The sequence below is a fragment of the Nocardia sp. NPDC057663 genome (assembly GCF_042799895.1).
Classification (GTDB): Bacteria; Actinomycetota; Actinomycetes; order Mycobacteriales; family Mycobacteriaceae; genus Nocardia.
This window is the reverse complement of record NZ_JBHVHX010000020.1, coordinates 77,667-101,244: the sequence shown is the minus strand read 5'-3', so window position 1 is coordinate 101,244 and position 23,578 is coordinate 77,667. Positions and strand designations below refer to the sequence as shown.

At 68.8% G+C, this 23,578-nt stretch carries 20 protein-coding genes; 11 read left to right on the top strand and 9 right to left on the bottom strand.

Going from position 1 to position 23,578, the window contains the following annotated elements:
- Window positions 1-129 precede the first annotated feature (129 nt).
- Complete coding sequence (locus ACFVAV_RS29525) at window positions 130-582, top strand: universal stress protein (RefSeq protein ID WP_379038837.1); 453 nt, start codon at window positions 130-132, stop codon at window positions 580-582.
- A 61-nt stretch (window positions 583-643) separates the two neighbouring features.
- Here ACFVAV_RS29525 and ACFVAV_RS29520 read toward each other — a convergent pair whose 3' ends face one another.
- Genes ACFVAV_RS29520 through ACFVAV_RS29510 form a run of 3 tightly spaced genes read right to left on the bottom strand, consistent with a single transcriptional unit; the run spans window position 644 to window position 4,610 of the window.
- The gene (locus ACFVAV_RS29520; RefSeq protein WP_379038835.1) at window positions 644-2,905 is read right to left on the bottom strand and encodes a HelD family protein; all 2,262 of its coding nucleotides are present in this window, start codon (window positions 2,903-2,905) and stop codon (window positions 644-646) included.
- Window positions 2,906-2,947: 42 nt separating this feature from the next.
- Window positions 2,948-3,259: an antibiotic biosynthesis monooxygenase family protein gene (locus tag ACFVAV_RS29515; protein ID WP_379038833.1), complete on the bottom strand. Its 312-nt coding sequence runs from the start codon at window positions 3,257-3,259 to the stop codon at window positions 2,948-2,950.
- A 13-nt stretch (window positions 3,260-3,272) separates the two neighbouring features.
- Window positions 3,273-4,610: a diguanylate cyclase domain-containing protein gene (locus ACFVAV_RS29510; protein ID WP_379038832.1), complete on the bottom strand. Its 1,338-nt coding sequence runs from the start codon at window positions 4,608-4,610 to the stop codon at window positions 3,273-3,275.
- A gap of 84 nt (window positions 4,611-4,694) precedes the next feature.
- Here ACFVAV_RS29510 and ACFVAV_RS29505 point away from each other — a divergent pair, with 84 nt between their 5' ends.
- Window positions 4,695-5,888 (top strand): beta-ketoacyl synthase N-terminal-like domain-containing protein, encoded by a 1,194-nt coding sequence (locus ACFVAV_RS29505; RefSeq protein ID WP_379038830.1) that lies wholly within the window; start codon window positions 4,695-4,697, stop codon window positions 5,886-5,888.
- A 9-nt stretch (window positions 5,889-5,897) separates the two neighbouring features.
- Here the strand turns inward: ACFVAV_RS29505 and ACFVAV_RS29500 are convergent, their stop codons facing one another.
- Complete coding sequence (locus ACFVAV_RS29500) at window positions 5,898-7,724, bottom strand: GAF domain-containing protein (protein WP_379038828.1); 1,827 nt, start codon at window positions 7,722-7,724, stop codon at window positions 5,898-5,900.
- 143 nt (window positions 7,725-7,867) lie between these two features.
- Here ACFVAV_RS29500 and ACFVAV_RS29495 point away from each other — a divergent pair, with 143 nt between their 5' ends.
- Window positions 7,868-8,647: a sigma 54 modulation/S30EA ribosomal C-terminal domain-containing protein gene (locus tag ACFVAV_RS29495; protein ID WP_379038827.1), complete on the top strand. Its 780-nt coding sequence runs from the start codon at window positions 7,868-7,870 to the stop codon at window positions 8,645-8,647.
- A 4-nt stretch (window positions 8,648-8,651) separates the two neighbouring features.
- On the opposite strand, the gene ACFVAV_RS29490 is transcribed toward ACFVAV_RS29495, so the two are convergent.
- On the bottom strand, window positions 8,652-9,284 hold the full coding sequence (locus ACFVAV_RS29490) for a response regulator (protein WP_379038826.1): 633 nt from the start codon (window positions 9,282-9,284) through the stop codon (window positions 8,652-8,654).
- Between the two features lie 228 nt (window positions 9,285-9,512).
- On the opposite strand from ACFVAV_RS29490, the gene uvrA reads away from it, so the two are divergent.
- The gene (uvrA, locus tag ACFVAV_RS29485; RefSeq protein ID WP_379038825.1) at window positions 9,513-12,488 is read left to right on the top strand and encodes an excinuclease ABC subunit UvrA; all 2,976 of its coding nucleotides are present in this window, start codon (window positions 9,513-9,515) and stop codon (window positions 12,486-12,488) included.
- A gap of 520 nt (window positions 12,489-13,008) precedes the next feature.
- Here the strand turns inward: uvrA and ACFVAV_RS29480 are convergent.
- On the bottom strand, window positions 13,009-13,350 hold the full coding sequence (locus ACFVAV_RS29480; protein ID WP_379038824.1) for a DUF1844 domain-containing protein: 342 nt from the start codon (window positions 13,348-13,350) through the stop codon (window positions 13,009-13,011).
- A gap of 358 nt (window positions 13,351-13,708) precedes the next feature.
- Between ACFVAV_RS29480 and infC the strand changes: the two genes are divergently transcribed.
- The 4 genes from infC (at window position 13,709) to ACFVAV_RS29460 (ending at window position 15,950) form a co-directional block, all read left to right on the top strand.
- Window positions 13,709-14,389 (top strand): translation initiation factor IF-3, encoded by a 681-nt coding sequence (gene infC, locus ACFVAV_RS29475; RefSeq protein WP_189034132.1) that lies wholly within the window; start codon window positions 13,709-13,711, stop codon window positions 14,387-14,389.
- Window positions 14,390-14,421: 32 nt separating this feature from the next.
- The gene (rpmI, locus tag ACFVAV_RS29470; RefSeq protein ID WP_218716546.1) at window positions 14,422-14,619 is read left to right on the top strand and encodes a 50S ribosomal protein L35; all 198 of its coding nucleotides are present in this window, start codon (window positions 14,422-14,424) and stop codon (window positions 14,617-14,619) included.
- A gap of 111 nt (window positions 14,620-14,730) precedes the next feature.
- On the top strand, window positions 14,731-15,117 hold the full coding sequence (gene rplT / locus ACFVAV_RS29465) for a 50S ribosomal protein L20 (RefSeq protein ID WP_019046423.1): 387 nt from the start codon (window positions 14,731-14,733) through the stop codon (window positions 15,115-15,117).
- A 35-nt stretch (window positions 15,118-15,152) separates the two neighbouring features.
- Window positions 15,153-15,950 carry a TrmH family RNA methyltransferase gene (locus ACFVAV_RS29460; RefSeq protein ID WP_379038820.1) on the top strand — a complete coding sequence of 266 codons (798 nt, stop codon included), beginning with the start codon at window positions 15,153-15,155 and terminating at the stop codon, window positions 15,948-15,950.
- Between the two features lie 7 nt (window positions 15,951-15,957).
- Here the strand turns inward: ACFVAV_RS29460 and ACFVAV_RS29455 are convergent, their stop codons facing one another.
- Window positions 15,958-16,515: a TetR/AcrR family transcriptional regulator gene (locus ACFVAV_RS29455; RefSeq protein ID WP_379038818.1), complete on the bottom strand. Its 558-nt coding sequence runs from the start codon at window positions 16,513-16,515 to the stop codon at window positions 15,958-15,960.
- Between the two features lie 123 nt (window positions 16,516-16,638).
- Here ACFVAV_RS29455 and ACFVAV_RS29450 point away from each other — a divergent pair, with 123 nt between their 5' ends.
- A complete protein-coding gene (locus ACFVAV_RS29450) occupies window positions 16,639-18,072 on the top strand; it encodes an MFS transporter (RefSeq protein ID WP_379038816.1) in 1,434 nt (477 codons plus the stop codon).
- A gap of 52 nt (window positions 18,073-18,124) precedes the next feature.
- Here the strand turns inward: ACFVAV_RS29450 and ACFVAV_RS29445 are convergent, their stop codons facing one another.
- Window positions 18,125-18,562, bottom strand: coding sequence for a hypothetical protein (locus tag ACFVAV_RS29445; RefSeq protein ID WP_379038815.1), 438 nt, complete (start codon window positions 18,560-18,562; stop codon window positions 18,125-18,127).
- Window positions 18,563-19,051: 489 nt separating this feature from the next.
- On the opposite strand from ACFVAV_RS29445, the gene pheS reads away from it, so the two are divergent.
- The gene (gene pheS, locus ACFVAV_RS29440) at window positions 19,052-20,113 is read left to right on the top strand and encodes a phenylalanine--tRNA ligase subunit alpha (RefSeq protein WP_378851818.1); all 1,062 of its coding nucleotides are present in this window, start codon (window positions 19,052-19,054) and stop codon (window positions 20,111-20,113) included.
- A gap of 18 nt (window positions 20,114-20,131) precedes the next feature.
- A complete protein-coding gene (gene pheT / locus ACFVAV_RS29435) occupies window positions 20,132-22,633 on the top strand; it encodes a phenylalanine--tRNA ligase subunit beta (RefSeq protein WP_379038813.1) in 2,502 nt (833 codons plus the stop codon).
- Window positions 22,634-22,700: 67 nt separating this feature from the next.
- On the opposite strand, the gene ACFVAV_RS29430 is transcribed toward pheT, so the two are convergent.
- Window positions 22,701-23,549 (bottom strand): tyrosine-protein phosphatase, encoded by an 849-nt coding sequence (locus tag ACFVAV_RS29430; protein ID WP_379038812.1) that lies wholly within the window; start codon window positions 23,547-23,549, stop codon window positions 22,701-22,703.
- Window positions 23,550-23,578 lie beyond the last annotated feature (29 nt).

The window sequence follows — 23,578 nt, the reverse complement described above, 5'->3', positions numbered from 1 at the left end:
ACTTCCGATGTGATCTGTTGCGATTTGTCGATAAATCGGCGTGTTTTGGCGTTAGGGTCGACCCAATTGCCGCGCTGACGCTCGATTCCCGGGTCGCTCGACGCTGGCACCGACCAAGTTGGAGGAGAGATGACCGCCTACCGGACCATTGTCGTCGGTACTGATGGCTCGGATTCGTCGTACGTCGCCGTGGAGAAGGCCGCAGCGCTCGCCGGCGACGCGGACGCGACCCTCGTGCTGGCCTGTGCCTACTTCCCGACCGATGATCGCGACGTCGCCGCCGCGGCGGACGTGCTCAAGGACGAGGCCTACCAGGTGCGTGGCTCGGCGCCGACCAACGAGATCCTGCACGTCGCCCGGGAGAAGGCTGTAGCCGCCGGTGCGAAGAACATCGTCGAGCGCGCGATCGTCGGCGAGCCGGTCGATTCGCTGCTCGACCTGATCAAGGAGACCAAAGCCGACCTGCTGGTCGTCGGTAACCGGGGCCTGAACACCCTCACCGGCCGTCTGCTCGGCTCGGTGCCCTCGGATGTGGCCCGCAAGTCGCGCTCGGACGTGCTGATCGTGCACACCGTGCGGTAGATCAGTTCCCGTACGACTTCGAGGGCGCCGCGATCGTGGCGCCCTCGAAGTATTTCCGGGCCTACGCCAGCGCGGACAGCACCTCGGGTAGGTCCTCGGTATGCACCACCGCCAGCCGCTGGGTCGCACGGGTCAGCGCCACGTAGAGATCGTTGAGCCCGCGCGGTGATTCGGTCAGGATCGCCTGCGGTTCCGCCAGATACACCCGGTCGAACTCGAGGCCTTTCGCGTCGTGCACGGTCAGTACCTGCACCGATTCACCGGCCAGCGCGGACAACGCGGGCACCAGCGCGGCGGGTGCGAGCACCGCGCTGGTGCCCGGCCCGTGTTCGGCCTCGAGCAGCCGCGCCAGTGCGCCGGCCACCTCGTCGGGCCGAACCCGGTGTGCGCGCGGGGGATTGCCGGACTCGCGGACCGATCGAGGCACCTGCACGCCCGGATCGATCGTGGCCAGGACATCGGCGGCGACGGTCATGATCTCGGCCGGGGTGCGGTAGTTCACGGTGAGCTCGGTGAGCTTCCAGCGTTGCGCCACATACGGTTCCAGCACCCGCTGCCACGACGACGCGCCCGCCGGGTCACCGGTCTGGGCGACATCGCCGACCACGGTGATCCACCGGTTCGGGATGCGCCGCATCACCATCCGCCACGCCATCTCCGACAGTTCCTGCGCCTCGTCGACGATCACGTGCCCGTAGGTCCAGGTGCGGTCGCCCGCGGCACGCTCGGCGGTGGTCTGCCGGTTGCCGAATTCCTGGCGCTGGGCCAGCTGGGAGGCGTCGATGAGGTCGTAAGCCATGAGGATCTCGGGGTCGAGCTCGTCCTCGATGTCCTGCGGGGCGGATCCGGTGAGGATGTCGAGGGCGTCCTGCGCCTCGGCGAGCTGGGCGCGCCAGCGGCGGCGGGAGCGTTCGCGTTCCTCGGTGTCGTCCACGCCGAGCAGTTCGGCCAGCTCGTCGAGCAGCGGTGCGTCGGCGGCGCCGAACGTGCCGTCGTCGGTGCGCACCAGCTCGGCCCGGTCCTCCGGGCCGAGGTTCTTCGCGGCGCGGTCGAGACGGGCGGGGTCGGCGAGCAGGTCGGCCAGCACCTCCTGCGGCGACAGGATCGGCCACAGCGCGCTGATCGCGGCCTGGACCTGCGGGTCGGCGCGCATCTCGTCACCGATCTCGCTGAGGTCGGCCGAGCTGAGCAGGCTCGTCCCGCCGGACAGGTCGGCGCCCATGGTCGCAGCCAGCTGATCGGTGAGCGCGTCGATCACCGAGGACGCGAAGATCGGCCTGGCCAGATTGTGCGGGCGGCGCGAGGACCTGGCCCGGCCGCGGGCCTTGGACGCGATCTTGCGGTCCAGCGTGACCGGGTAGCCGTCGAAGGTGAGCCGGACCGGCTCCGCCGGCACTTCCTGCCGATCACGCACCGCCTGCTTGAGCACCTCGAGCATGTCGAGCGAGCCCTTGACCTCGCCCGCGCGCAGCGAGTCCTCCCTGACCGCCTTCACACCGGGATACAGGTCGCCGATGGTGGACAGCAGCACACCGGTCTCACCGAGGGAGGGCAGCACCTGGCCGATGTAGTCGAGGAAGGTGGCGTTCGGGCCGATGATCAGCACGCCGCTCTTGGCCAGCTGCTGGCGGTAGGTGTAGAGCAGGTAGGCGGCGCGATGCAGCGCGACCGCGGTCTTGCCGGTGCCCGGCCCGCCCTGCACGACGAGCACACTCTTGTGCTCGGAGCGGATGATCGCGTCCTGCTCGCTCTGGATCGTCTCGACGATGTCGTTCATGTGCCCGGTGCGAGCGGCGTTGAGCGCCGACAGCAGCGCGCTCTCGCCGCCGACGCCGTCGTCGGCGCCGACCACACCGTCACGCTCGGCGGCGCCCAGATCCAGGTACTCGTCGTTGATCGCGGTGACCGCGCGATTGCGTGAGCGGATGTGCCTGCGGCGGACCACGTCCTCGGGGTTGGCGGTGGTCGCCAGGTAGAACGGGCGGGCCAGGGGAGCGCGCCAGTCCAGCAGCAGCGGCTCGTAGTCGTTGTCCTCGTCGAGGATGCCGAGCCTGCCGATGTAGCGGGACTCGGGCTCGCTGCCGTCCAGGTCGATCCGGCCGAAGCACAGGCCGTGCTCGGCGGCATCGTATTTGGCCAGGTCCTCGCTGTAGAGCTGGGTGAACGACTCGCGTTCACTGCGTGCCTGCGGGGTGCCGCCGGACTCCAGCAGCACGGTCTTCAGCCGGTTCTGCGCGTAGTCGCGCATGCCGTCGAGCCGGTCGTAGAGCACCGAGAGGTACTGCTGTTCCGCGGCGCGATCATCGGCGAGGCGGTCGGGCAAAACAGGACTCCTTTGTCACCGGCGAGAACAGAGTTGTCGAGTCTACTCGGCGAAGAGATCGTCACCGACGATCGGCGTGAAGTGCTCGACCACGGGAAACGGATCGTAGAAGTGGTGCAACAGCGCGCGCCAGCGCTGATATTCCGGCGAATCGCGGAAACCGACGGTGTGGTCGGTCAGCTGTGCCCAGCGCACCAGCAGCAGATAGCTGTCCGGCCGTTCGACGCACCTCGACAGCGACAGCCCGCCGAAACCCGGCATCGACGCGATGATCGGATACGCCTGCGCGAACGCGGCCTCGAAGGCATCGGCGAGTCCGGGGCGCACGGGCAGCACGGCGTGTTCGACGATCACGCCGACCAGTCTGTCAGGAGGCGTGGGTGTTGTTCGAGCGTCGATTCTGACCGAGACCGAGGTCACGATGGCCCGAGGGCTTGTCCTGGTACATCGCCAGGTCGGCGTCGTGCAGGACGGCCTCGGGGGTGCGGTGCTCGTGCGGGCCGAGCTCGGTGATGCCGATCGAGGCGCTCACTTCGAGCCGGTGCCCGCGGGCGATGATCGGCTCGGCCATCGTGGTGCGCAGCCGCTCGATCAGCCCGGGCAGGTCGGCACGCTGCGGATGACCGGCGAGCAGGACCAGGAATTCGTCGCCGCCGAGCCTGCCGACCAGGTCCTCGGCGCGCAGCGCGCGCTGCAACCGCTGGGCGACGATCTGCAGCACCGTGTCGCCGATCGCGTGGCCGAGGGTGTCGTTGATTGCCTTGAAGCCGTCGAGATCGATGAACAGCACCGTGGTGACCAGGCTGCCGCCCTCGTCGGCCAGCGCCGCCGAGAGCTGCGACAGGATGAGCGAGCGGTTGGCCAGCCCGGTCAGCGCGTCGTGGGTGGCCTGGTATTCGAGCTGGCGTCGGCTGGCCCTGAACTCGGTGATGTCGGCGAACGAGGACACCCCGGAGGAATCCGGGCTGTCCGGGTTGAGCAGCCGGCAGTTACACGACAACCACACCTGCTGACCGTCGGTGCGTTCGACGCCGAAGATGAACTGGGTGACGGCCTCGCCGGTCGCGAGGGTGTGCGCCATCGGATGCCGGGCCTTCGGCAGCGGCTGCCCGTTGCGGTCGATCAAGGTCACGGGCAGTTCGTCGATGCTGCGGCCGACCAACGGCGTCGCGTCGTCGATGCCGAGTATCCGTTTGCCCGCCGGATTGATCGACTCCAGCCGACCGCGCCGATCGATGACGAGCACGCCCTCCTCCAGCTGCGACACCACCGTGGTGAAGTGCGCTTCGGCCCGCCGCGCCGACGCCTCGGCGGCCCGCTGGGCGGTCAGATCGTGCACGACCACCTGGTAGGCGAGTTTGTCCTGCCACGCGGTGAGCACCGACACCGTCTGGACCGGCACCGTGCGGCCGTCCATGCGGACCAGGTCCATCTCGGTGGGCGGCGAGGCCGCGCCCTCGGCGGTCAGCTGATCGATCCGCTCGAGCATCGCGGGGATCGAATCGGGATCGACGAACCGGACGATCGGCATTCCGAGCAGGTCGGCGGCCGAGCCCGCGCCGAGCAGTCGCACCATCGCGGGATTGACGAAGACGACGGTGCCCGCCTCGTGCACACAGATCGCGTCGGGCGTGTGTTCGACCAGCGAGCGGTACCGCTGCGCGAGCTGCTCGGCGCTCGCCGCGTCGGTATTGGCTTCTCCCACTGCGATACCCCCGATCTCGACCTGGTCTGGCGACGGCGGACAGGACTATTGTGAGGACCCTCGATTCGATCCGCGAGGAGCGATGTGAAATCGGACGTGCTTCCCGGCGGCATGGTCCACCGTCTCGATTCTATGTCGATCGCAGGCATAGGTGTTGTCTCCGGCTACGGCTGGGGCCGCGAACAATTGTGGCAGGGGGTAATGGGCGGGAAACCGGCCGCCCGTTTGTACCCCGGTTACGGCCCCGAACGCGATCAGCACGCCTGGGTGGGCCGGGTGCCCGACGGCGGTGATCCTGCTCACGGGCGAAGCCTGTTCGGGCGTGCCGTCCACGCGGCAGCGGTGGAGGCGGTGGCGGACGCCGAGGCCGGCGGCTGGCGCCGGGACGGCAGGACGGTCGGCCTGGTGCACGCGTTCACCCTGGGCGATGTCGCCGATTGGCGCGATTTCTACCTGGTCGATCAGGGCCACCGGCGTTCCCGTGACTACCTGCGTCTGCTGCCGTCGACCCCCATCTCGGTGGTGATGCAGGAGTTCGGTTTCCACGGTCCCGCGATGAACGTGTCCGCCGCGTGCAGTTCGGGGACCGCCGGACTGCTCACCGCGAAGATGTGGCGGGACGCGGGCCTGGTCGACGACGTGCTGTGCATCGCCACCGACATCTCGGCGACGCCCGACATGCTCGAGCACTTCGTCCGGCTGGGCGCCGCGGTCGCCGACGCCGACCCGTTCACCGCGTGCAGACCGTTCCAGGACGACACGCTCGGCTTCACCATCGCGGAGGCCTCGGTGGCCTTCCTGCTCTCCGATGCCGTCGACACGCCCTATGCCCGGATCCTGGGCGGCGCGATGACCAACGATGCCTTCCACGTCGTTTCGGTCGAGCCCACCCACACCCAGCTCATCGCCTGCGCCCAGCGCGCGCTGTCCGTGGCCGGGATCGATGCCGCCGACGTGCATTACGTCAACGCCCACGCCACCGGCACCAGGCAATGCGACGCCGCCGAACGCGCCGTGCTGACCACCGTGTTCGGCGACCGTCCCGCGATCACCGCGCTCAAGCCGCTCACCGGGCACTGCCAGGGCGCGTCCGCGGCCGTCGAGGTCGCGGTGATCGCGCTGTCCTACCAGCGCGGGGTCGCCGTGTCGGCGCCGATCATGGGGCCCGCGCACCCACGGCTGCTCGACGGGCCGTCTCCGATGACCGGCGGTCTCACGGTGAAACTGTCGATGGGCATGGGCGGCAACAACGCCGCCGTCGTCCTCGGGCCCGCCTGAACCGCCGAGCTAGTCGCCCTCGCCCGCCTCCGGGCCGCCGGCCAGCGCGTACCCGCCGGTGGTCGGCGAATCCTGGGGCAGCGGCACCGCCCAGCGCAGCTGGGTCCCCGGCATCTCCGGGTGATTGCCGTCCGCGTCGGGGCGCTGCGCAGGCCCGATGTCGAAGTGTCCGCCCGCCTCCTGGGCGCGCTGCTCGAGATTGCGCAGCCCACTGCGGATGACGTGATTGGGGATGCCCCAGCCGTTGTCGCTGACGGTGATCGTCAGATCGTCGGCCACGTCGATGACGATCGCGACCGTATCGGCCCCGGAATGCCGCGCCGCGTTGCTCACCGCCTCGCGGACCACGGCCTCGGCATGGTCGGCCAGCTGCGGATCGAGTACCGACAGGGGACCCGACACCTGGATCGTGGCCCGCATCGCGATGTCGGCGGTCTGTCGCCGGATCGCCAGCTCGAGTCGCTGCTGCAGGCCCGCGCTGTGGCCGGGGCCGCTGGCGTGCAGGTCGAAGATGGAGGTCCTGATCTCCTGCACCACTTCCTGCAGATCCATGATGACCGTCGACAGGCGTTGCCGCACTTCGGGAACCACCGTCTTGGGCAGCGTCGCCTGCATCGTCAGGCCGATCGCGAACAAGCGCTGGATCACGTGGTCGTGCAGATCGCGGGCGATGCGGTCGCGATCGGCGACGATATCGAGTTCGCGCATCCGCCGCTGGGCGTCGGCCAGCCGGACCGCGAGCGCGGCCTGATCGCAGAACGCGGCCGTCAGCTCCATCATCTCGTCGGAATACGGGGCGAAGCCAGGTGGCCGGATCGTCACCAGGACACCGAGTGTCGCGTCGGGTGTACACAGCGGCAACACGAGAGCCGGTCCGGCGCCGGGTGATTCGGCGCCGGGGAACTCCACGCCGAGCGTCACCGTCGACATGTCGTCGAAGCGCAGCGGCGTGCGCCTGCTGAACGCGTCACCCAGGGCGGTGCCCGCGATCGGGACGGTCTGCCAGTCCTGTCCGGCGTCGGGCCCGGTCCACTGCGTGATCACCAATTCCGAGATCTCGCTGGGTAATTCGTCCGGCACCGGCACCGAGGCCAGGAACGCCTGATGCGATCCGGTCAGGCCGCGGGCGTGATCGACCACGTGCGCCAGCACCCGATCCGATTCGGTTCCGGCCAGGAACTCCGTGGCGATATCGCGGGTCGCCTCGATCCACGCCTGCCGGGTGCGCGCCTGCTCGTACAGGCGCGCGTTGTCGACCGCGATCCCCGCCGCGGCCGCCAGCGCCAGGACGAGGACCTCGTCCTCCTCGGTGAACGGCTGACCGTCGAATTTCTCGGTCAGATACAGGCTGCCGAAGACCTCGTCCCGAATGCGGACGGGCACACCGAGAAACGTGTGCATCGGCGGATGGCCCGCCGGGAAACCCACCGACGAGGAATGCTCGGTGAGATCGTCCAGCCGCAGCGGCGCCTTCTGCGCGAACACCGCACCGAGCACGCCGTGGCCCGCGGGTAATCGCTCGATCCGGTTCCGGATCTGGTCGGGCATGCCCTCGTCGATGAACTGCGAGACCTGCCGATCGTGCCCGCGCACCGCCAGCGCGCCGTAGCGGGCGTCGACGAGGTTCATCGCCGTGCGCACGATCGTGCGCAGCGTTTCGTCCAGGTCAAGGCCCGCGGTGACCGTCAGCATGGCCTCGACCAGACCGTCCATCCGATCGCGCGAGCCGATCATCACCTCGACCCGGTCGGCCACCTCGCCCAGCAGGGCACGTAACCGCTGCTGCGACACGGTCCGGCCCATCGAATAGCGGCCATTCCGACCGTCATTCGCCATCGCCGTATCCCGTCGCCGCATCACCCCAACCGTCGAACGCAAAGTCTAGTCCGCAAGGTTGGGGACTTTCGGCCCTTCACCCACTAAGGAGGGGAATGGTGGCATAGGGCACCGGGAAAAGGGATCGAGAAGTGGGGCAAGAGATGAATTCGTTGTCGACGACCCAGCACTGGACGACCGCCGCGGACCCGGAGCTCGCGGTGACCACCCGCGGCGAGGTACCACCCCAGGACGTCACCCGCGCGGTCCGCGCCATCACCCGCGTGATGCGCAGGCACCACCTGGACAGTCCGGCCCGCGTGCGCGTCACCGCGCCGCAGGGCTGCGACGAGCCGACCTTGGTGCAGGCCAATATCCGGACCAACGACACGCTCACCCGCGTGCAGGTCACCGGACCGGGCGGCTTCGCCGTCACCTTCGCCGCCGAGCGGCTCGACCGTCAGCTCGCCCGCCGCGCGGGCAAGGAAGCACGCGGCGCATGGCCGGACCCGGCGCGGCGCCCGCTGGCCCAGATCACCGAGACCAGGCCGATCATCCGGCGCAAGGACTGTGCGCTGATGACCGGCACCCCGCTGGAAGCCAGCACCGTGCTCGACGCGATGGACTACGACGCCTACCTGTTCACCGACGCCCAGACCGGCGAGGACGCGATCGTCACCTGGGCCGATCCGCACGGCGTCAGCCTGGCCAGGCAGCGGCACACCGCCGCGGCGGGGGAGTCGGCCGAGCTGCCGCTCACCGCCAGCGCGATGCCGGTCCGCGTCGTACAGGACGCCGCGCCGGTCTACGCCGAGGACGAGGCTTCCGACGTGCTGTGCACCGGCGGCCTACCGTATCTGTTCTTCACCGACAGCCACACCGGCCGCGGCAACCTGCTCTACCGCCGCTACGACGGCGACCTCACCATCGTCGTCCCCTCCTGAGCCCTTACGGCTCGCGCAGCTTGGTCGCCAGGACGGCGGCCTGGGTGCGGCGTTCGACGCCGAGCTTGGCCAGCAGGCGGGAGACGTAGTTCTTCACCGTCTTCTCGGCCAGGAACATCCGCGCGGCGATCTGCCGGTTGGTGAGTCCCTCGCCGAGCAGCTCGAGTAATCGGCGTTCCTGCTCGGTGAGCCCGGCCAGTGCGCCGGAGGGTCCGGTGCTGCGGCGCAGCCGGGCGCGCAGTGCGTCGGCCGCGCGGGTGTCGAGCAGGGAGTGCCCGGCGCCGACCTGCTTGATCGCGTCGGCCAGCTTCATCCCGTCGATGTTCTTCACCACATAGCCGCTGGCGCCGGCGAGGATCGCGTCGAGCATGGCGTGCTCGTCGGAGAACGAGGTGAGGATCAGGCAGTGCAGGTCGTCGAACTCGGCCAGCAGATTGCGGCACAGCTCGATGCCGTTGCCGTCGGGCAGGCGCACATCCAGGACCGCGACGTCGGGACGGGCCTCGCGAATGCGCACCATCGCCTCGGCGACACCACCCGCCTGACCGATCACCGTGAGTTCTGGATCACCTTCGAGCAGGTCGATCAGGCCGCGCCGCACGATCTCGTGGTCGTCGACCAGGAACACCTCGAGCACGCCGGCTCCTTCATCATGTCGATCGTTCCACCCTTGCCGTTCAACATAATCCGCGCACCCGCGTCATGGGGCCCGGACGGCGCACGACATTCGTCACGCCCCCTGCACGCGGTGCCCGCCGACGGGGGTGCCTGGTTGCGCGCCGAAACTTGTCGGTGGGGCGGCCTAGCATGGCGAGCGGGGGTTCATGTCCGGTCGGCGGATGACGATGGAGAAGGGATTCACCAGGTGGCGGAACGCCTCACTGTGCGCGGAGCTCGGGAACACAATCTCAAGGGTGTCGATCTCGATCTGCCTCGTGACAGCCTGATCGTGTTCACCGGTCTGTCCGGTTCAGGGAAGTCGAGCCTGGCGTTCGACACGATCTTCGCCGAGGGGCAGCGCCGCTACGTCGAGTCGCTGTCGGCCTACGCGCGTCAGTTCCTCGGACAGATGGACAAGCCTGACGTCGATTTCATCGAGGGCCTCTCGCCCGCGGTGTCGATCGACCAGAAGTCGACCAACCGCAACCCGCGGTCGACGGTCGGCACCATCACCGAGGTCTACGACTACCTGCGCCTGCTCTATGCCCGCGCGGGCACGCCGCACTGCCCGGTCTGCGGTGAGCTGATCGCCAAGCAGACACCGCAGCAGATCGTCGACCAGGTGCTGGCGATGGAGGAGGGGCTCAAGTTCCAGGTCCTCGCGCCGGTCGTGCGTACCCGCAAGGGCGAGTTCGTCGACCTGTTCGACCAGCTCAAGACCCAGGGTTATTCGCGCGTGCGGGTCGACGGCGTGGTGTACCCGCTCACCGATCCGCCGAAGCTGAAGAAGCAGGAGAAGCACGACGTCGAGGTCGTCGTCGACCGGCTCGCGGTGAAGTCCGCGTCCAAGCAGCGGCTCACCGACTCCATCGAGACGGCGCTGCGGCTGGCCGACGGCATCGTGGTGCTGGACTTCGTCGACCGCGACGAGCACGCCCACGACCGGGAGCGCCGCTTCTCCGAACGCCTGGCCTGCCCGAACGGCCACGCGCTCGACATCGAAGACCTCGAGCCGCGCTCGTTCTCCTTCAACTCGCCCTACGGCGCCTGCCCCGACTGCACCGGCCTCGGCATCCGCAAGGAGGTCGACCCGGAACTGGTGGTGCCCGATCCGGAGCTGAGCCTGGCCGACGGCGCGATCGCGCCGTGGTCGCGCGGCCAGACCGCCGAGTACTTCAACCGGCTGCTGTCGGGCTTGGCCGAGTCGATCGGCTTCTCGATGGACACCCCGTGGCAGGACCTGCCCGCGAAGGCGCGCAAGGCGGTGCTCGAGGGCAGCTCCGACCAGGTGCACGTGTCCTACGTCAACCGCTACGGCCGCAAGCGCTCCTACTACGCCGATTTCGAAGGCGTGATGCCGTTCCTGCACCGGCGCATGGACAACACCGAGTCCGAGCAGATGAAAGAGCACTACGACGGCTACATGCGGGACGTGCCGTGCCCGGTCTGCCACGGCGCCCGGCTGCGCCCGGAGATTCTGGCCGTCACCCTGGCCGCCGACGGCACGGACAAGTCGATCGCCGATGTCAGCGATCTGTCCATCGGCGACTGCGCGCACTTCCTGAACTCGCTGACGCTGGGGGAGCGCGAGGCCGCGATCGCCGGTCAGGTGCTCAAGGAGATCCAGGCACGGCTCGGCTTCCTGCTCGACGTCGGCCTGGAATACCTGACGCTCTCGCGTGCGGCGGCGACGCTGTCCGGCGGCGAGGCGCAGCGCATCCGGCTCGCCACCCAGATCGGATCCGGTCTGGTCGGCGTCCTCTACGTGCTCGACGAGCCGTCGATCGGCCTGCACCAGCGCGACAACCGCAGGCTCATCGAGACGCTGCTGCGCCTGAAGAAGCTGGGCAACACCCTGATCGTCGTCGAGCACGACGAGGACACCATCCGTGCCTCGGACTGGGTGGTCGACATCGGCCCGCTGGCCGGCGAGCACGGTGGCCGGGTGGTGCACAGCGGTCCCTACACCGAGCTGCTCTCCGAACCCGAATCACTCACCGGCGCTTACCTTTCCGGCCGGGAGCAGATCGAGGTGCCGATGGTGCGCCGTCCGGTCGACAAGAAGCGCAAGCTCACCGTCGTCGGCGCCACCGAACACAATCTGGCCGGCATCGACGTGGCCTTCCCGCTCGGCGTGCTCACCTCGGTCACCGGCGTCTCCGGCTCGGGCAAGTCGACCCTGGTCAACGACATCCTGGCGACGGTGCTGGCGAACAAGCTCAACGGCGCCCGCCAGGTGCCGGGCAGGCACACCAGGATCAACGGCCTCGACCACCTGGACAAGCTGGTCCAGGTCGACCAGTCGCCGATCGGCCGCACCCCGCGCTCGAACCCGGCCACCTACACCGGCGTCTTCGACAAGATCCGCACCCTGTTCGCCTCGACCACCGAGGCCAAGGTCCGCGGCTACCAGCCGGGCCGGTTCTCGTTCAACGTCAAGGGCGGCCGCTGCGAGGCGTGCTCGGGCGACGGCACGCTCAAGATCGAGATGAACTTCCTGCCCGACGTCTACGTCCCGTGCGAGGTGTGCCACGGCGCCCGCTACAACCGGGAAACCCTCGAGGTGCACTACAAGGGCAAGACCATCGCCGAGGTGCTGGACATGCCGATCGACGAGGCCGCCGTGTTCTTCGAACCGGTCACCTCGATCCACCGCTATCTCGCGACCCTCGTCGAGGTCGGCCTCGGCTACGTGCGCCTCGGCCAGAGCGCGCCGACCCTGTCCGGTGGTGAGGCTCAGCGCGTGAAGCTGGCCGCCGAGCTGCAGAAGCGGTCCACCGGCCGGACCGTCTACATCCTCGACGAGCCGACCACCGGCCTGCACTTCGAGGACATCCGCAAGCTGCTCAAGGTGATCAACGGGCTGGTCGACAAGGGCAACACGGTGATCGTCATCGAGCACAACCTCGATGTCATCAAGACCTCGGACTGGGTCGTCGACATGGGTCCCGAGGGCGGCTCCGGCGGTGGCACCGTGGTCGCGACGGGCACACCGGAGGACGTGGCCCAGGTGTCGGACAGCTACACGGGACAGTTCCTCAAGGAGGTGCTCGCCGCCCCGGCGCCGGTGCGGCCCGCGGCGAAGAAGGCGGCCAAGAAAGCGGCCCCCGCCGCGAAGAAGGCGCCTGCCGAGACGGCCGCGGCCAAGCGGCTGGCGCGAAAGGCGGCCGCGCTGCGCTGAGGGCGGATAGCCTGCCTGACGGGACTTTCCGAAAACGCGACAAAGTGAAACACGGGTGGGTAGCATTCGCCTCACCGTTGCCGGAGTACCGGACAGTAGCGGTTAGTCGAACCGGCATCCCGTGGTGTCTCGCGCCCGTGGGCGGCGCGATCGCGGATGTCGTGCAGTTTGAAAGGAACGTCCCCATGGATGAAGCCACCACGGCGCTCATCGGCCAGATTCTGTCTTTCCTCAGTGGCGGGTCCTCGGTGGCCTACGAGCCCACCAAGCCGACTGTCTGACGCGGCAGAATCGAAAGGAACACCTGAGTAATGGATACCGGAAGCGCGGCGCTGTTCACCGCCATCGCCAACATGATCTCCTCCGGCTCGGCCCTCTCGGTCACGCCGGGCACCCCGCCGGTCACGCCGCCCCCCGCGGCCTGAGTCCGACGACGTAGCGGCCGCCCTGGCCCGTAGACGCGAAGATCCGCCGACGTGCGCGTCGGCGGATCTTTTCGTTTCTCCGGTCGCGGGTCCGGTCAGTACACCGGGCCGGTGTACTTCTCGCCAGGGCCCATGCCCGGTGCGTCGGGTACCGAGGAGGCCTCGCGGAACGCGCGCTGCAGCGCCTGCAGGCCGTCGCGGATCGGTCCCGCGTGCGGGCCCAGGTACTCCACCGACGCGGTGACCAGGCCGGCCAGCGCGGTGATCACCCGGCGCGCCTCGTCGAGGTCGACGTGCGTCCCGTAATCCGGGTCCTCGGCGGCCAGCCCCAGCTTCTCCGCGGCCGAACTCATCAGCATCACGGCGGCCCGGCTGATCACTTCGACGGCAGGGATGTCGGCCAGGTCGCGCACGGGGGGATCGAGCTCCTCAGTCATGGCGACAAGGCTATATCGGGGCTGTTCGGGCCCGTTCGCGCCAGGCCGATTCGGCGATAGCGGAATGCGATGCTAGACTTTCCGCTGACGACCGCCCCTGGTTGTGTCATGCAAGCCTGGGGCAGATAAGTGGAGCCCGACTCCCACCGTTACCGGCGAGCAATCGTACTGGACAAACGGTCCCGGTCACCCGTCCGATGTGACGGGTTTCCTGTGTGCCTGGCACGCAGGGGTCGACACCGAGCTCGTGAGGGCATCGGCTGTGGGCGATCGGTCGACATCGGGCCCCGTGGCGGAGAAATACCGCAACGGGGCTTTCGTGTTGAAACAGGGGTTGCAGTTATTGCGCGCGGTCGTTATGACGACACCGCTTGACCTAGGAGGCCCCATCAGCACTGAGACCCGCATCAACGATCGCATCCGTGTTCCCGAGGTCCGTCTCATCGGACCCGGCGGCGAACAGGTTGGGATCGTGCGTGTTGAAGATGCACTTCGCGTCGCGCTCGAAGCCGACCTCGACCTCGTCGAGGTGGCACCCGATGCCCGTCCGCCGGTCTGCAAGATCATGGACTACGGCAAGTTCAAGTACGAGACGGCGCAGAAGGCGCGCGAGTCCCGGAAGAACCAGGTCCAGACCGTGATCAAGGAGCAGAAGCTCCGCCCGAAGATCGACGACCACGACTACGAGACCAAGAAGCGCAATGTGGTGCGCTTCCTCGAAGCCGGGTCCAAGGTCAAGGTCACGATCATGTTCCGTGGTCGTGAGCAGTCGCGGCCCGAGCTCGGTTTCCGGTTGCTTCAGCGCCTGGCCTCCGACGTCGCCGAACTCGGTTTCGTCGAGACCTCGGCCAAGCAGGACGGCCGCAACATGACCATGGTCCTCGCTCCCCACAAGGGCGCGAAGACGCGGGTGAAGGCACAGCAGGAATCGGCGCCGGCGGCACGTCCGCTGCCGACCGGTCCCGCGAGCGCCGACCCGGCTGCGCTGGTCGAAACCCCGGCGCCCGCCGAGCAGGCTGCGCCGGCCGACCCGCAGTAACACCGATTTCACCGACACAGATAGAGGAATCCATGCCGAAGAACAAGACCCACAGCGGCGCCAAGAAGCGATTCAAGGTGACCGGCAGTGGCAAGCTGCTTCGCGAGCAGGCGAACCGTCGCCACCTCCTGGAGCACAAGGCCACCCGCCGGACTCGTCGTCTGGAAGGCACGGAGTCCGTCGCTGCCGTCGACGCCCCCCGCGTGAAGCGGCTGCTCGGTCTCGCCTGATTTTCAGGTAAAGACCGTCGCAACCTGACGATTCCGCGGCCGGGTAACCGGACGCCGACAACTACCGAACTCGGGCGCCGCCGCGCCCCCAGATGATCAAGGACTGAAAAAGTGGCACGCGTCAAAAGGGCCGTCAACGCTCAGAAGAAGCGCCGTTCCATCCTCGAGGCCTCCAAGGGCTACCGGGGCCAGCGCTCGCGCCTGTACCGCAAGGCCAAGGAACAGCAGCTCCACTCGCTGACCTACGCCTACCGCGACCGCAAGGCGCGCAAGGGTGACTTCCGCAAGCTGTGGATCGCTCGTATCAACGCCGCCGCGCGTCTGAACGACATCACCTACAACCGCTTCATCCAGGGCCTCAAGGCCGCTGGTGTCGAGGTCGACCGCAAGATCCTCGCCGAGCTCGCCGTCTCCGACGCCGAGGCCTTCGCCGGTCTCGTCGCTGTCGCCAAGGCCGCGCTGCCCGCCGACGTCAACGCCCCGGCCACCGCTGCCTGAGCTTGACAACACACAGCGAGCTGTCGGAACGACCCGTGGACGCGCTCTCCGAGCGCAATCCGCGGGTCGTTTCCGCTGTCAAGCTCCAGCGCGCCGCGCAACGCCGCAAGTCCGGCCAGTTCCTCGCCGAGGGCGCCAATGCCGTGACCGCCGCGCTGGAGACCGGTCGCGTCCGTGAGCTGTTCTATTCGCTCGCCGCGGCCGAGCGCGAGACCGCGCTGATCGCCGGTGCCGCCGCCGACGGCGTGCGCACCACGTTGGTCAGCGATCGCGCCGCCGAACATCTCGGCGAAACCGTCACCGCGCCCGGTCTGGTCGCGGTGTGCGAGCTGCTCGATGTGCCGCTCGGCGAGGTCCTCGACCGCGGCCCGCGCATGCTCGCCGTCCCCGTCGAGATCGCCGAGCCCGGTAATGCGGGCACCCTGATCCGGGTCGCCGACGCGGTCGGCGCCGACGGCGTGATCCTCGCGGGGGAGACCGTCGACCCGCACAACGGCAAATGCGTCCGGGCCAGCGCGGGCAGCGTCTTCCATGTGCCGATCGCGCGGAGCCGCGATATCACCGCCACCCTCGACGCGATCTCCGCGGCGGGTGTCACGATCCTGGCCACCGCGGCTACCGGCGAGGTCGATCTCGACGATGCCGACGAGATCCTCGCCGGCCCGGTCGCCTGGCTCTTCGGCAACGAGGCGCACGGCCTCGACCCTGCCGTCTCCGCCCGCGCCGACCATCGCATCCGCATCCCCATCCACGGCCGCGCCGAAAGCCTGAATCTGGCTGCGGCGGCGGCGATCTGCCTCTACGCGAGCGCCCGCGTCCAGCACGCGAAGTAGCGGGCGGTCAGCATCCCGGCGCGTCGGAGTTTTGCAGATCGTCGAGGATTTCGGTGGCCCAGGGGAGCGGGATCGCCTCGCTCCCGGCGACCTGCATGGCCGTCATGATCGTCAGCAGCATGCCGGTGGCCACGAAACGGCGTGATTCGAGGGTGTCGGCGCCGGTGAGCTCGCCGATCAGGCGATAGATCCGGCCGAACCGCTCGCGCATGGGATCGCCGATCGCGGGATCGGCGCTGGCGGCGGCGCCGTGCAGGAGCATGAGCGGGAGTTCGCGTTCGGCCAGGAAGACGTCGAAGCCCTGCCCCAGGGTGCGTAGCGCGTCGGCGGTATCGGCGCCCGGGGAGATCTCGGCCCCGCGGAACACCTCCTCGATCCGCTCGCACACCTCGTGCAGCGCGGCGAGGAACAGTTGCTGCTTGGTGCCGAACAGCCGGATCACATAGGGCTGCGAGACACCGGCCAGCCGGGCGATCTCGTCGGTTTTCGTTGCGGCGTAACCAGATTCGGCGAAGGCGTGTACCGCGGCCTCGAGCACCTGCGCGCTGCGCTCGGATGCGGTCATCCGGGTTCTCGTGCCGCCCATGAGTGTGTTCCTCCTCGGAGTTCGGTCGCCTCTTGACATGTTATCAGTCGATGCATAACCATGGTCGGTATTAGTTATCAGTGAATAACAACAGGGTTGGACATGACTCAGATACTCGAACCCGGCGATGCCGTTCTCGCCGACACGCAGCCTCCCGGCGGCCCGAAAACCGCTCCGCTCGGCGCGGTGATCGCCGCCGTCGGCATCCCGATGTTCATGGTGACGCTGGACAACCTCGTCGTGACGAACGCGCTGCCGGTGATCAAAACCGAACTGGGAGCGTCCCTTTCGGATCTGCAGTGGTTCATCAACGCCTACACGCTGTCGTTCGCCTCGCTGCTGCTGACCGCTTCGGCGCTGGGTGACCGGATCGGCCGCCGGCGGATGTTCCTCGCCGGCATCGCCGTCTTCGTCGCCGCGTCGGCGGCCTGCGCGCTCGCGACCGAACCGTGGATGCTGATCCTCGCCCGCGCGATCCAAGGTGCGGGCGGCGCCGCGGTGATGCCGCTGTCGCTGACCCTGCTCGCCGCGGCGGTCCCCGAACGGATGCGCAGTGCCGCGATCGGCATCTGGGGCGGCCTGGCCGGGCTGGGTGTCGCGGTCGGTCCGGTGGTCGGCGGCGCGGTCGTCGACGGGCTGAACTGGCAGTGGATCTTCTGGCTCAATGTCCCGATCGGCCTGCTGGCGCTGCCGTTCGCCGCGCGCATTCTCGCCGAATCCCGCGGCACCGCACGGCGATTGGACCTGCTCGGGCTGGCGCTCTCGGCCGGTGGCGTGCTCGCGTTGGTGTGGGGCGTCATCCACGGCGCCGACGACGGCTGGACCGCACCGCGCGTGCTCACCGCGCTGATCGGTGGCGGGGCGCTGCTCGTGGCGTTCGTCGCCTGGGAACGCTACGTCACCGACCCGATGCTCCCGCTGCGCATGTTCGCCTCGCGCGGACTGAGCCTGAGCTACATCGTCTCCTTCGGTTTCTCCGCCGGTGTCTTCGGCGCGATCTTCCTGCTCGCTCAGTTCTTCCAGGTCGTGCAGGGCTATTCGCCGCTGGAATCCGGTATCCGCACCATGCCGTGGACCATGGTCCCGATGGTCGTCGCGCCGCTGGCCGGGCTGGTCGTCGACCGCGTCGGTCCGCGCGTCCTCATCGCCACCGGACAGGTCTGCCTGGCGGTCTCGCTGGCCTGGATGGCACTGATCACCAGCACCGATGTGGCCTATGTCGCCTTCGTCGCCCCCTTCGTCCTCGGTGGCATCGGCATGGGCCTGACCTTCGCCCCGTCCTCCACCATCGTCATGGCCAGCGCCTCCCCGGCCGACCAGGGCATGGCCTCGGGTATCAACAGCACCGTCCGCGAAGTGGGCGTGGCCATGGGCATCGCCGTGCTCGCCTCGGTCTTCGCCTCGCACGGCTCCTACACCGACCCCCAGGCCTACGTCGACGGCCTGATCCCCGCTGTCTGGGTGGGCGCGGCACTGGTCGCCGTCGCGGCGGTGGTAGCGGCATTCCTGCCGCGCCATACCCGGCAGTCCGCCTGATCCGGGTCGGATGGTCCGCGTGCCGGCTCGGCGCGCGGGCCATTGCTGTCTCCTACGAGCCCACCGCGGCGATCACCTCCGGCAGGGCGACGATCTGCTGTGGATCCTCGTACAGGATGATCCCCGGTGTATCGGAATCCAGCCGCTCCCAGGCGATCCCGTGCGCGTCGAGGATGTCGAGGTAGCCACTGACCCGGTCGATCATCAGCAGCGCCGTCGACTTGAACCACGCCGCCGCGCCCGGATGCCGGTCGCGGTCGTAGACCCGCCGATCCACCTCGTACGGATTCACCAGATGATCGGCGAACCAGTCGTTGCCGCTGCGCCGGAACCGCTCCTGTTCGACGGTCAGCCGACCCTCCGACGACAGACCGTTGACCAGGGCGAACACGCCGGGGAATCGCCCGTGCCGCGTGGGCTGGGCGGCTTGGAACCGCACGTACAGCCGCCGCACCGGGGGTTCCGACCGACGCTCCGGAAGTTGTCTCATTCGAGGCCTTCCGATCGGCGGGGTCCAGGCTCGGGAGCAGTCTCCGGCCGTTCGCACAACCCGGCCGCGCGCGGGAAGGGGCGCCGGCCGGTGGGCCGGATGCCGAGTCCACACAGTGCCAAACCGCTGCCCGGAGCCGTCAGGCGGGTGCGCCGGTCTTGCGGAGGGGTCGAGTCGCAAGTCTGTTCAGGCATCGCGTCGTCCTGTTCTCGAGTCGAACACGCTGAAGTGTTTGAACAGTTGGACGGGGCGCGAGCCCATTCGGTTCCCTCGAATTTCCGGTGGGTCCGCGAACGTGGGGAGAACCGGCCTGACCTGGACTTGTCGGTCCGCACCGCGACCTTCCGGCGGGCCGTAGCACGGTCGCGACCCGCCCGCCGGTAATCCGGATGAATCGCGTGAACCCGATCCCATAGGATTTATGCAGCACCGATACGGGTAGGCAATGACGCACCCGTGAACCGATCCCCAGGGGAGAGTCGAACGATCGTGGCCGACGACAACAGTGGAGTCGAGCAGAACGCCTTGCTGACCGAGGAGGCACTCGCGGCAGCGGCAGCGGAGGCCGAGAAGGCGTTCGCCGCTGCGGCTGATCTGGATGCGCTGGCGGTCGCCAAGACCGACTACATCGGCGGCAAGTCGCCGATCGCGCTCGCACAGCGGGGACTGGGCGCGCTGCCCAAGGAGGAGAAGGCCGACGCGGGCAAGCGGGTCAACGTCGCCCGTAAGCGCGTCTCCGACGCGTTCGAGGCCCGCCGCGCCGCGCTGCTGGAAGAGCGCGATCAGGCCGTGCTGGTGGCGGAGAAGATCGACGTCACCCTGCCCGCGCGCCGTCAGCCGGTCGGCGCGAGGCACCCCATCACCGTCATCTCCGAGCAGATCGCCGACGTGTTCGTCGGTATGGGCTGGGAGGTCGCCGAGGGTCCCGAGGTCGAGACCGAGCACTTCAACTTCGACGCGCTGAACTTCCTGCCCGATCACCCGGCGCGCACCATGCAGGACACCTTCCACATCGCCCCGGAGGGTTCGCGCCAGGTGCTGCGCACGCACACCTCCCCGGTGCAGGTGCGTTCGATGCTGGAACGCGAGCTGCCGATCTATGTCGTGTGCCCGGGCCGCACCTTCCGCACCGACGAACTCGACGCCACCCACACCCCGGTGTTCTCCCAGGTGGAGGGTCTGGCGATCGACAAGGGCCTGACCATGGCCCACCTGCGCGGCACCCTGGACGCGTTCGCGCGCGCCCTGTTCGGCCCGGACACCCGAACCCGGATGCGCCCCAACTACTTCCCCTTCACCGAGCCGTCGGCCGAGGTCGACGTGTGGTTCCCGGACAAGAAGGGCGGCGCGGGCTGGGTCGAGTGGGGCGGCTGCGGCATGGTCAACCCGAAGGTGCTGATCGCCAGCGGCATCGACCCCGAGGTGTACTCCGGGTTCGCGTTCGGCATGGGCATGGAGCGCACCCTGCAGTTCCGCAACGGCATCCCCGATATGCGCGACATCGTCGAGGGCGACGTGCGGTTCACCCTGCCCTTCGGTATCCGGTCCTGAGAGAGAGCGAAAAGTCACGTGCGAGTAGCGCAGTCCTGGCTGACCGAGATCCTGCAGCGCACCACCCCGGAATGGTCGGTGTCCGCGGACGAGCTCGATGCCGGTTTCGTCCGTGTCGGCCTGGAGGTCGAGGAGGTCGACGAGCTCCAGCCGATCGGCGGTGACATCGACAAGCCGCTGGTCGTCGGCCGCGTCGCCGAGATCACCGAGCTCACCGAGTTCAAGAAGCCGATCCGCTTCTGCAAAGTCGATGTCGGCAACCCCGAGCTGCAGGAAATCGTCTGCGGCGCCCGCAATTTCGCGGTGGGCGACCTCGTTGTCGTCGTGCTGCCCGGCGGCGTGCTGCCCGGTGGGTTCAAGATCTCCGCGCGCAAGACCTACGGGCACACCTCCCACGGCATGATCTGCTCGGTCGCCGAACTCGGCATCGGCAAGGACCACGACGGCATCCTCGTGCTCGAGCCCGGCTCGGCGCAGCCGGGTGACGACGCGAATGTGCTGCTGGGCACCGACGACACGATCATCGAACTCAACATCACCCCCGACCGCGGCTACTGCTTCTCGGTCCGCGGCCTGGCCCGTGAACTGGCCTGCGGCTTCGATCTCGAGTACGCCGATCCGGCCGTGCGGACGCTGGCCGAGGGCGACGCGGAGGCGTGGCCGGTGCGGCTCGAGGCCGATTCGGAGTGCACCCGTTTCGGCGTGCGCCGGGTCACGGGGATGAATCCGGACGCGGTGAGCCCGCTGTGGCTGCAGCGCAGGCTGATGCTGTCGGGCATGCGCCCGATCTCGCCCGCCGTCGACGTCACCAACTACGTGATGCTCGAACTGGGTCAGCCGCTGCACGCCTTCGACGCCGCGAAGCTCAACGGCGGCTTGGTCGTTCGCTCGGCCAACACCGGTGAGACCCTGCGTACCCTCGACGATGTCGAGCGCACTCTCGACGCCGAGGACGTGGTGATCGCCGACGACTCCGGTGTAGTCTCGCTGGCCGGCGTGATGGGCGGCGGCAGCACCGAGGTCGGCCCCGGGACCACCGATGTGGTGCTCGAGGCCGCGACCTGGAACCCGCTGCGGGTGTACCGGACCGCGCGCAGGCACAAGCTGGTCTCGGAGGCGGGCAAGCGCTACGAGCGCGTCGTCGACCCGGAGATCAATATCGCCGCGCTCGACCGGGCGGCCACCCTGCTGGCCGAGATCACCGGCGGCACCATCGAATCCGCGCTCACCGACATCCGCGTTCCGCTGGCGCCGGTCGCGCCGATCGCGATGGATATCGACCTGCCCGACCGCGTCGCCGGCGTAACCTACCCGGCGGGCACCGCCGTGCGCAGGCTCGCCCAGATCGGCGCCGGGGTCGAGATCGAGGTCAACGACGCGGGCAAGACCCAGCTGCTGGTGACCCCGCCGAGCTGGCGCCCGGACCTGTCCCAGCCCGCCGACCTGGTCGAAGAGGTGCTGCGGCTGGAGGGTCTCGAGCAGATCCCGTCGGTCCTGCCGTCGGCGCCCGCCGGTCGCGGCCTGACCGCCACCCAGAAGCGGCGCCGCGCCGTGAGCCGGGCGCTGGCGTTCGCCGGTGGTGTCGAGGTGCCCGCGCCGGTGTTCCTGCCCGCCGGTGTGTTCGACGTCTGGGGTCTCGACGTCGACGACGCGCGCCGCAACACCACCCGCGTGCTGAACCCGCTCGACACCGAGCGCCCCGAGCTGGCGACCACGTTGCTGCCCGGTCTGCTGGAAGTGGCCACCCGCAATATCTCGCGCGGCGCCCGCGACCTGACGATCTACGGCATCGCCCAGGTCGTGCAGCCCGGCGCGGAGACCCACGCGGTCGCGGCGCTGCCGGTGGATCGTCGTCCCACCGACGAGCAGATCGCCGAGCTGAACGCCTCGCTGCCCGCCCAGCCGGTCCATGTGGCCGCGGTGCTCAGCGGCAAGCGGGACCCGCGCGGTCCGTGGGGCGCGGGCCGCCAGGCCGAGGCCGCCGACACGTTCGCGCTGGTCGACGCCGTCGCCGACGCGGCGGGTGTCACCATCGAACGCCGGGCCGCCGCCTACCTGCCGTGGCATCCCGGCCGCTGCGCCGAACTGGTCGTCGACGGTGTCGTGGTCGGTCACGCGGGCGAGCTGCACCCGGCCGTGCTGGAGCGTGCCGGTCTGCCGCCGCGCACCTGTGCGCTCGAACTGGACCTCGACGCCCTGCCGCTGACCGAGGCCCGTCCGGCGCCCACGGTGTCGGCGTTCCCCGCCGTCCTGCAGGACGTGTCGATCAGCGTCGAGAAGGCCGTGCCCGCCGCGAGCGTCGAATCGGCGCTGCGTACCGGTGGTGGCGACCTGCTCGAGGACATCGCCCTGTTCGACGTCTACGAGGGCGCGCAGGCCGGTGAGGGCCGCAAGTCCCTCACCTACGCCCTGCGTTTCCGCGCCACCGACCGCACCCTCACCGAGGACGAGGCCAGCGCCGCCCGCGACGCCGCCGTCGCCTCGGCCACCACCGCGGTGGGCGCCGAACTGCGCGGCTGATCCGCATCCCACAAGGCCGCCCGGCATCCCGCCGGGCGGCCTTCGTCGTCTTCCGCTGTCCCTCAGATCAGGAAACCAGGTTCTTCCGCAGTTTCATCAGGGTCCAGCCGTCGAGTCCGAGTCCGTCGGTGAGGTACTTGCCGAAGTCCCCGTACTTCTCGTCGATCTGCTCCAGCGCCACGTCGAGGTACGCGACCCGTACTTCCTGCAGGGGAATCAGCAGGTCCGGATTCTGCATGATGCCTGCCTGCTTCAGCTGGGCCCGCAGTGCGGCATCCGCCGCCGCCCGATACTGATTCGACAGCAGGTAGTCCTGCCGAGCCACCGACTCCGGCACGCCGACGGCCCGCAGTGTCACGTAGGACAGCCATCCCGTCCGATCCTTGCCTGCGGTGCAGTGGTACAGCGTGGCGTTCGCGGTATTCGCGAGATCCTTGACCGACTGCCCGAACTTCCCCAGCGCGTCGGGGGTGAAGAAGTTGAGGTACACGTTCTGCATGATCTGCTCGGCTTTGCCGTCGCCCAGCATTGCCTGCTGCTGCACCGGATCCTTCGACGAAATCGCCTGGAACATCTTGGTGAACATGCCGCCGTCGTCGATCGGACGCGCCACCAACGGAACTCCCGCGGGCAACTTGTCCGCCCCCATCGCCTGCACCTCGGACGGCGTCCTGAGGTCGATCACAGTCTGGAGCTTCAACGCCGCCAGCTTCTGCAGATCGGCGTCGGTCAGCTTGGCGAGCGCGTCGGCCCGAACAAGCTTGCCCGTCTTGACCTTGGCTCCGTCATAGGTGATGTACCCACCCAGATCCCGAACGTTGGCAGCACCCTGCAGGTCGATCTTGGTGGGTCCCCCCGCGGCAGGGGCTGCGCCGGCGGTACCCGCCAACCCCGCAGCCACCAATCCGACAGCCATCAGCGGCACGGACACCAACGACAACAATG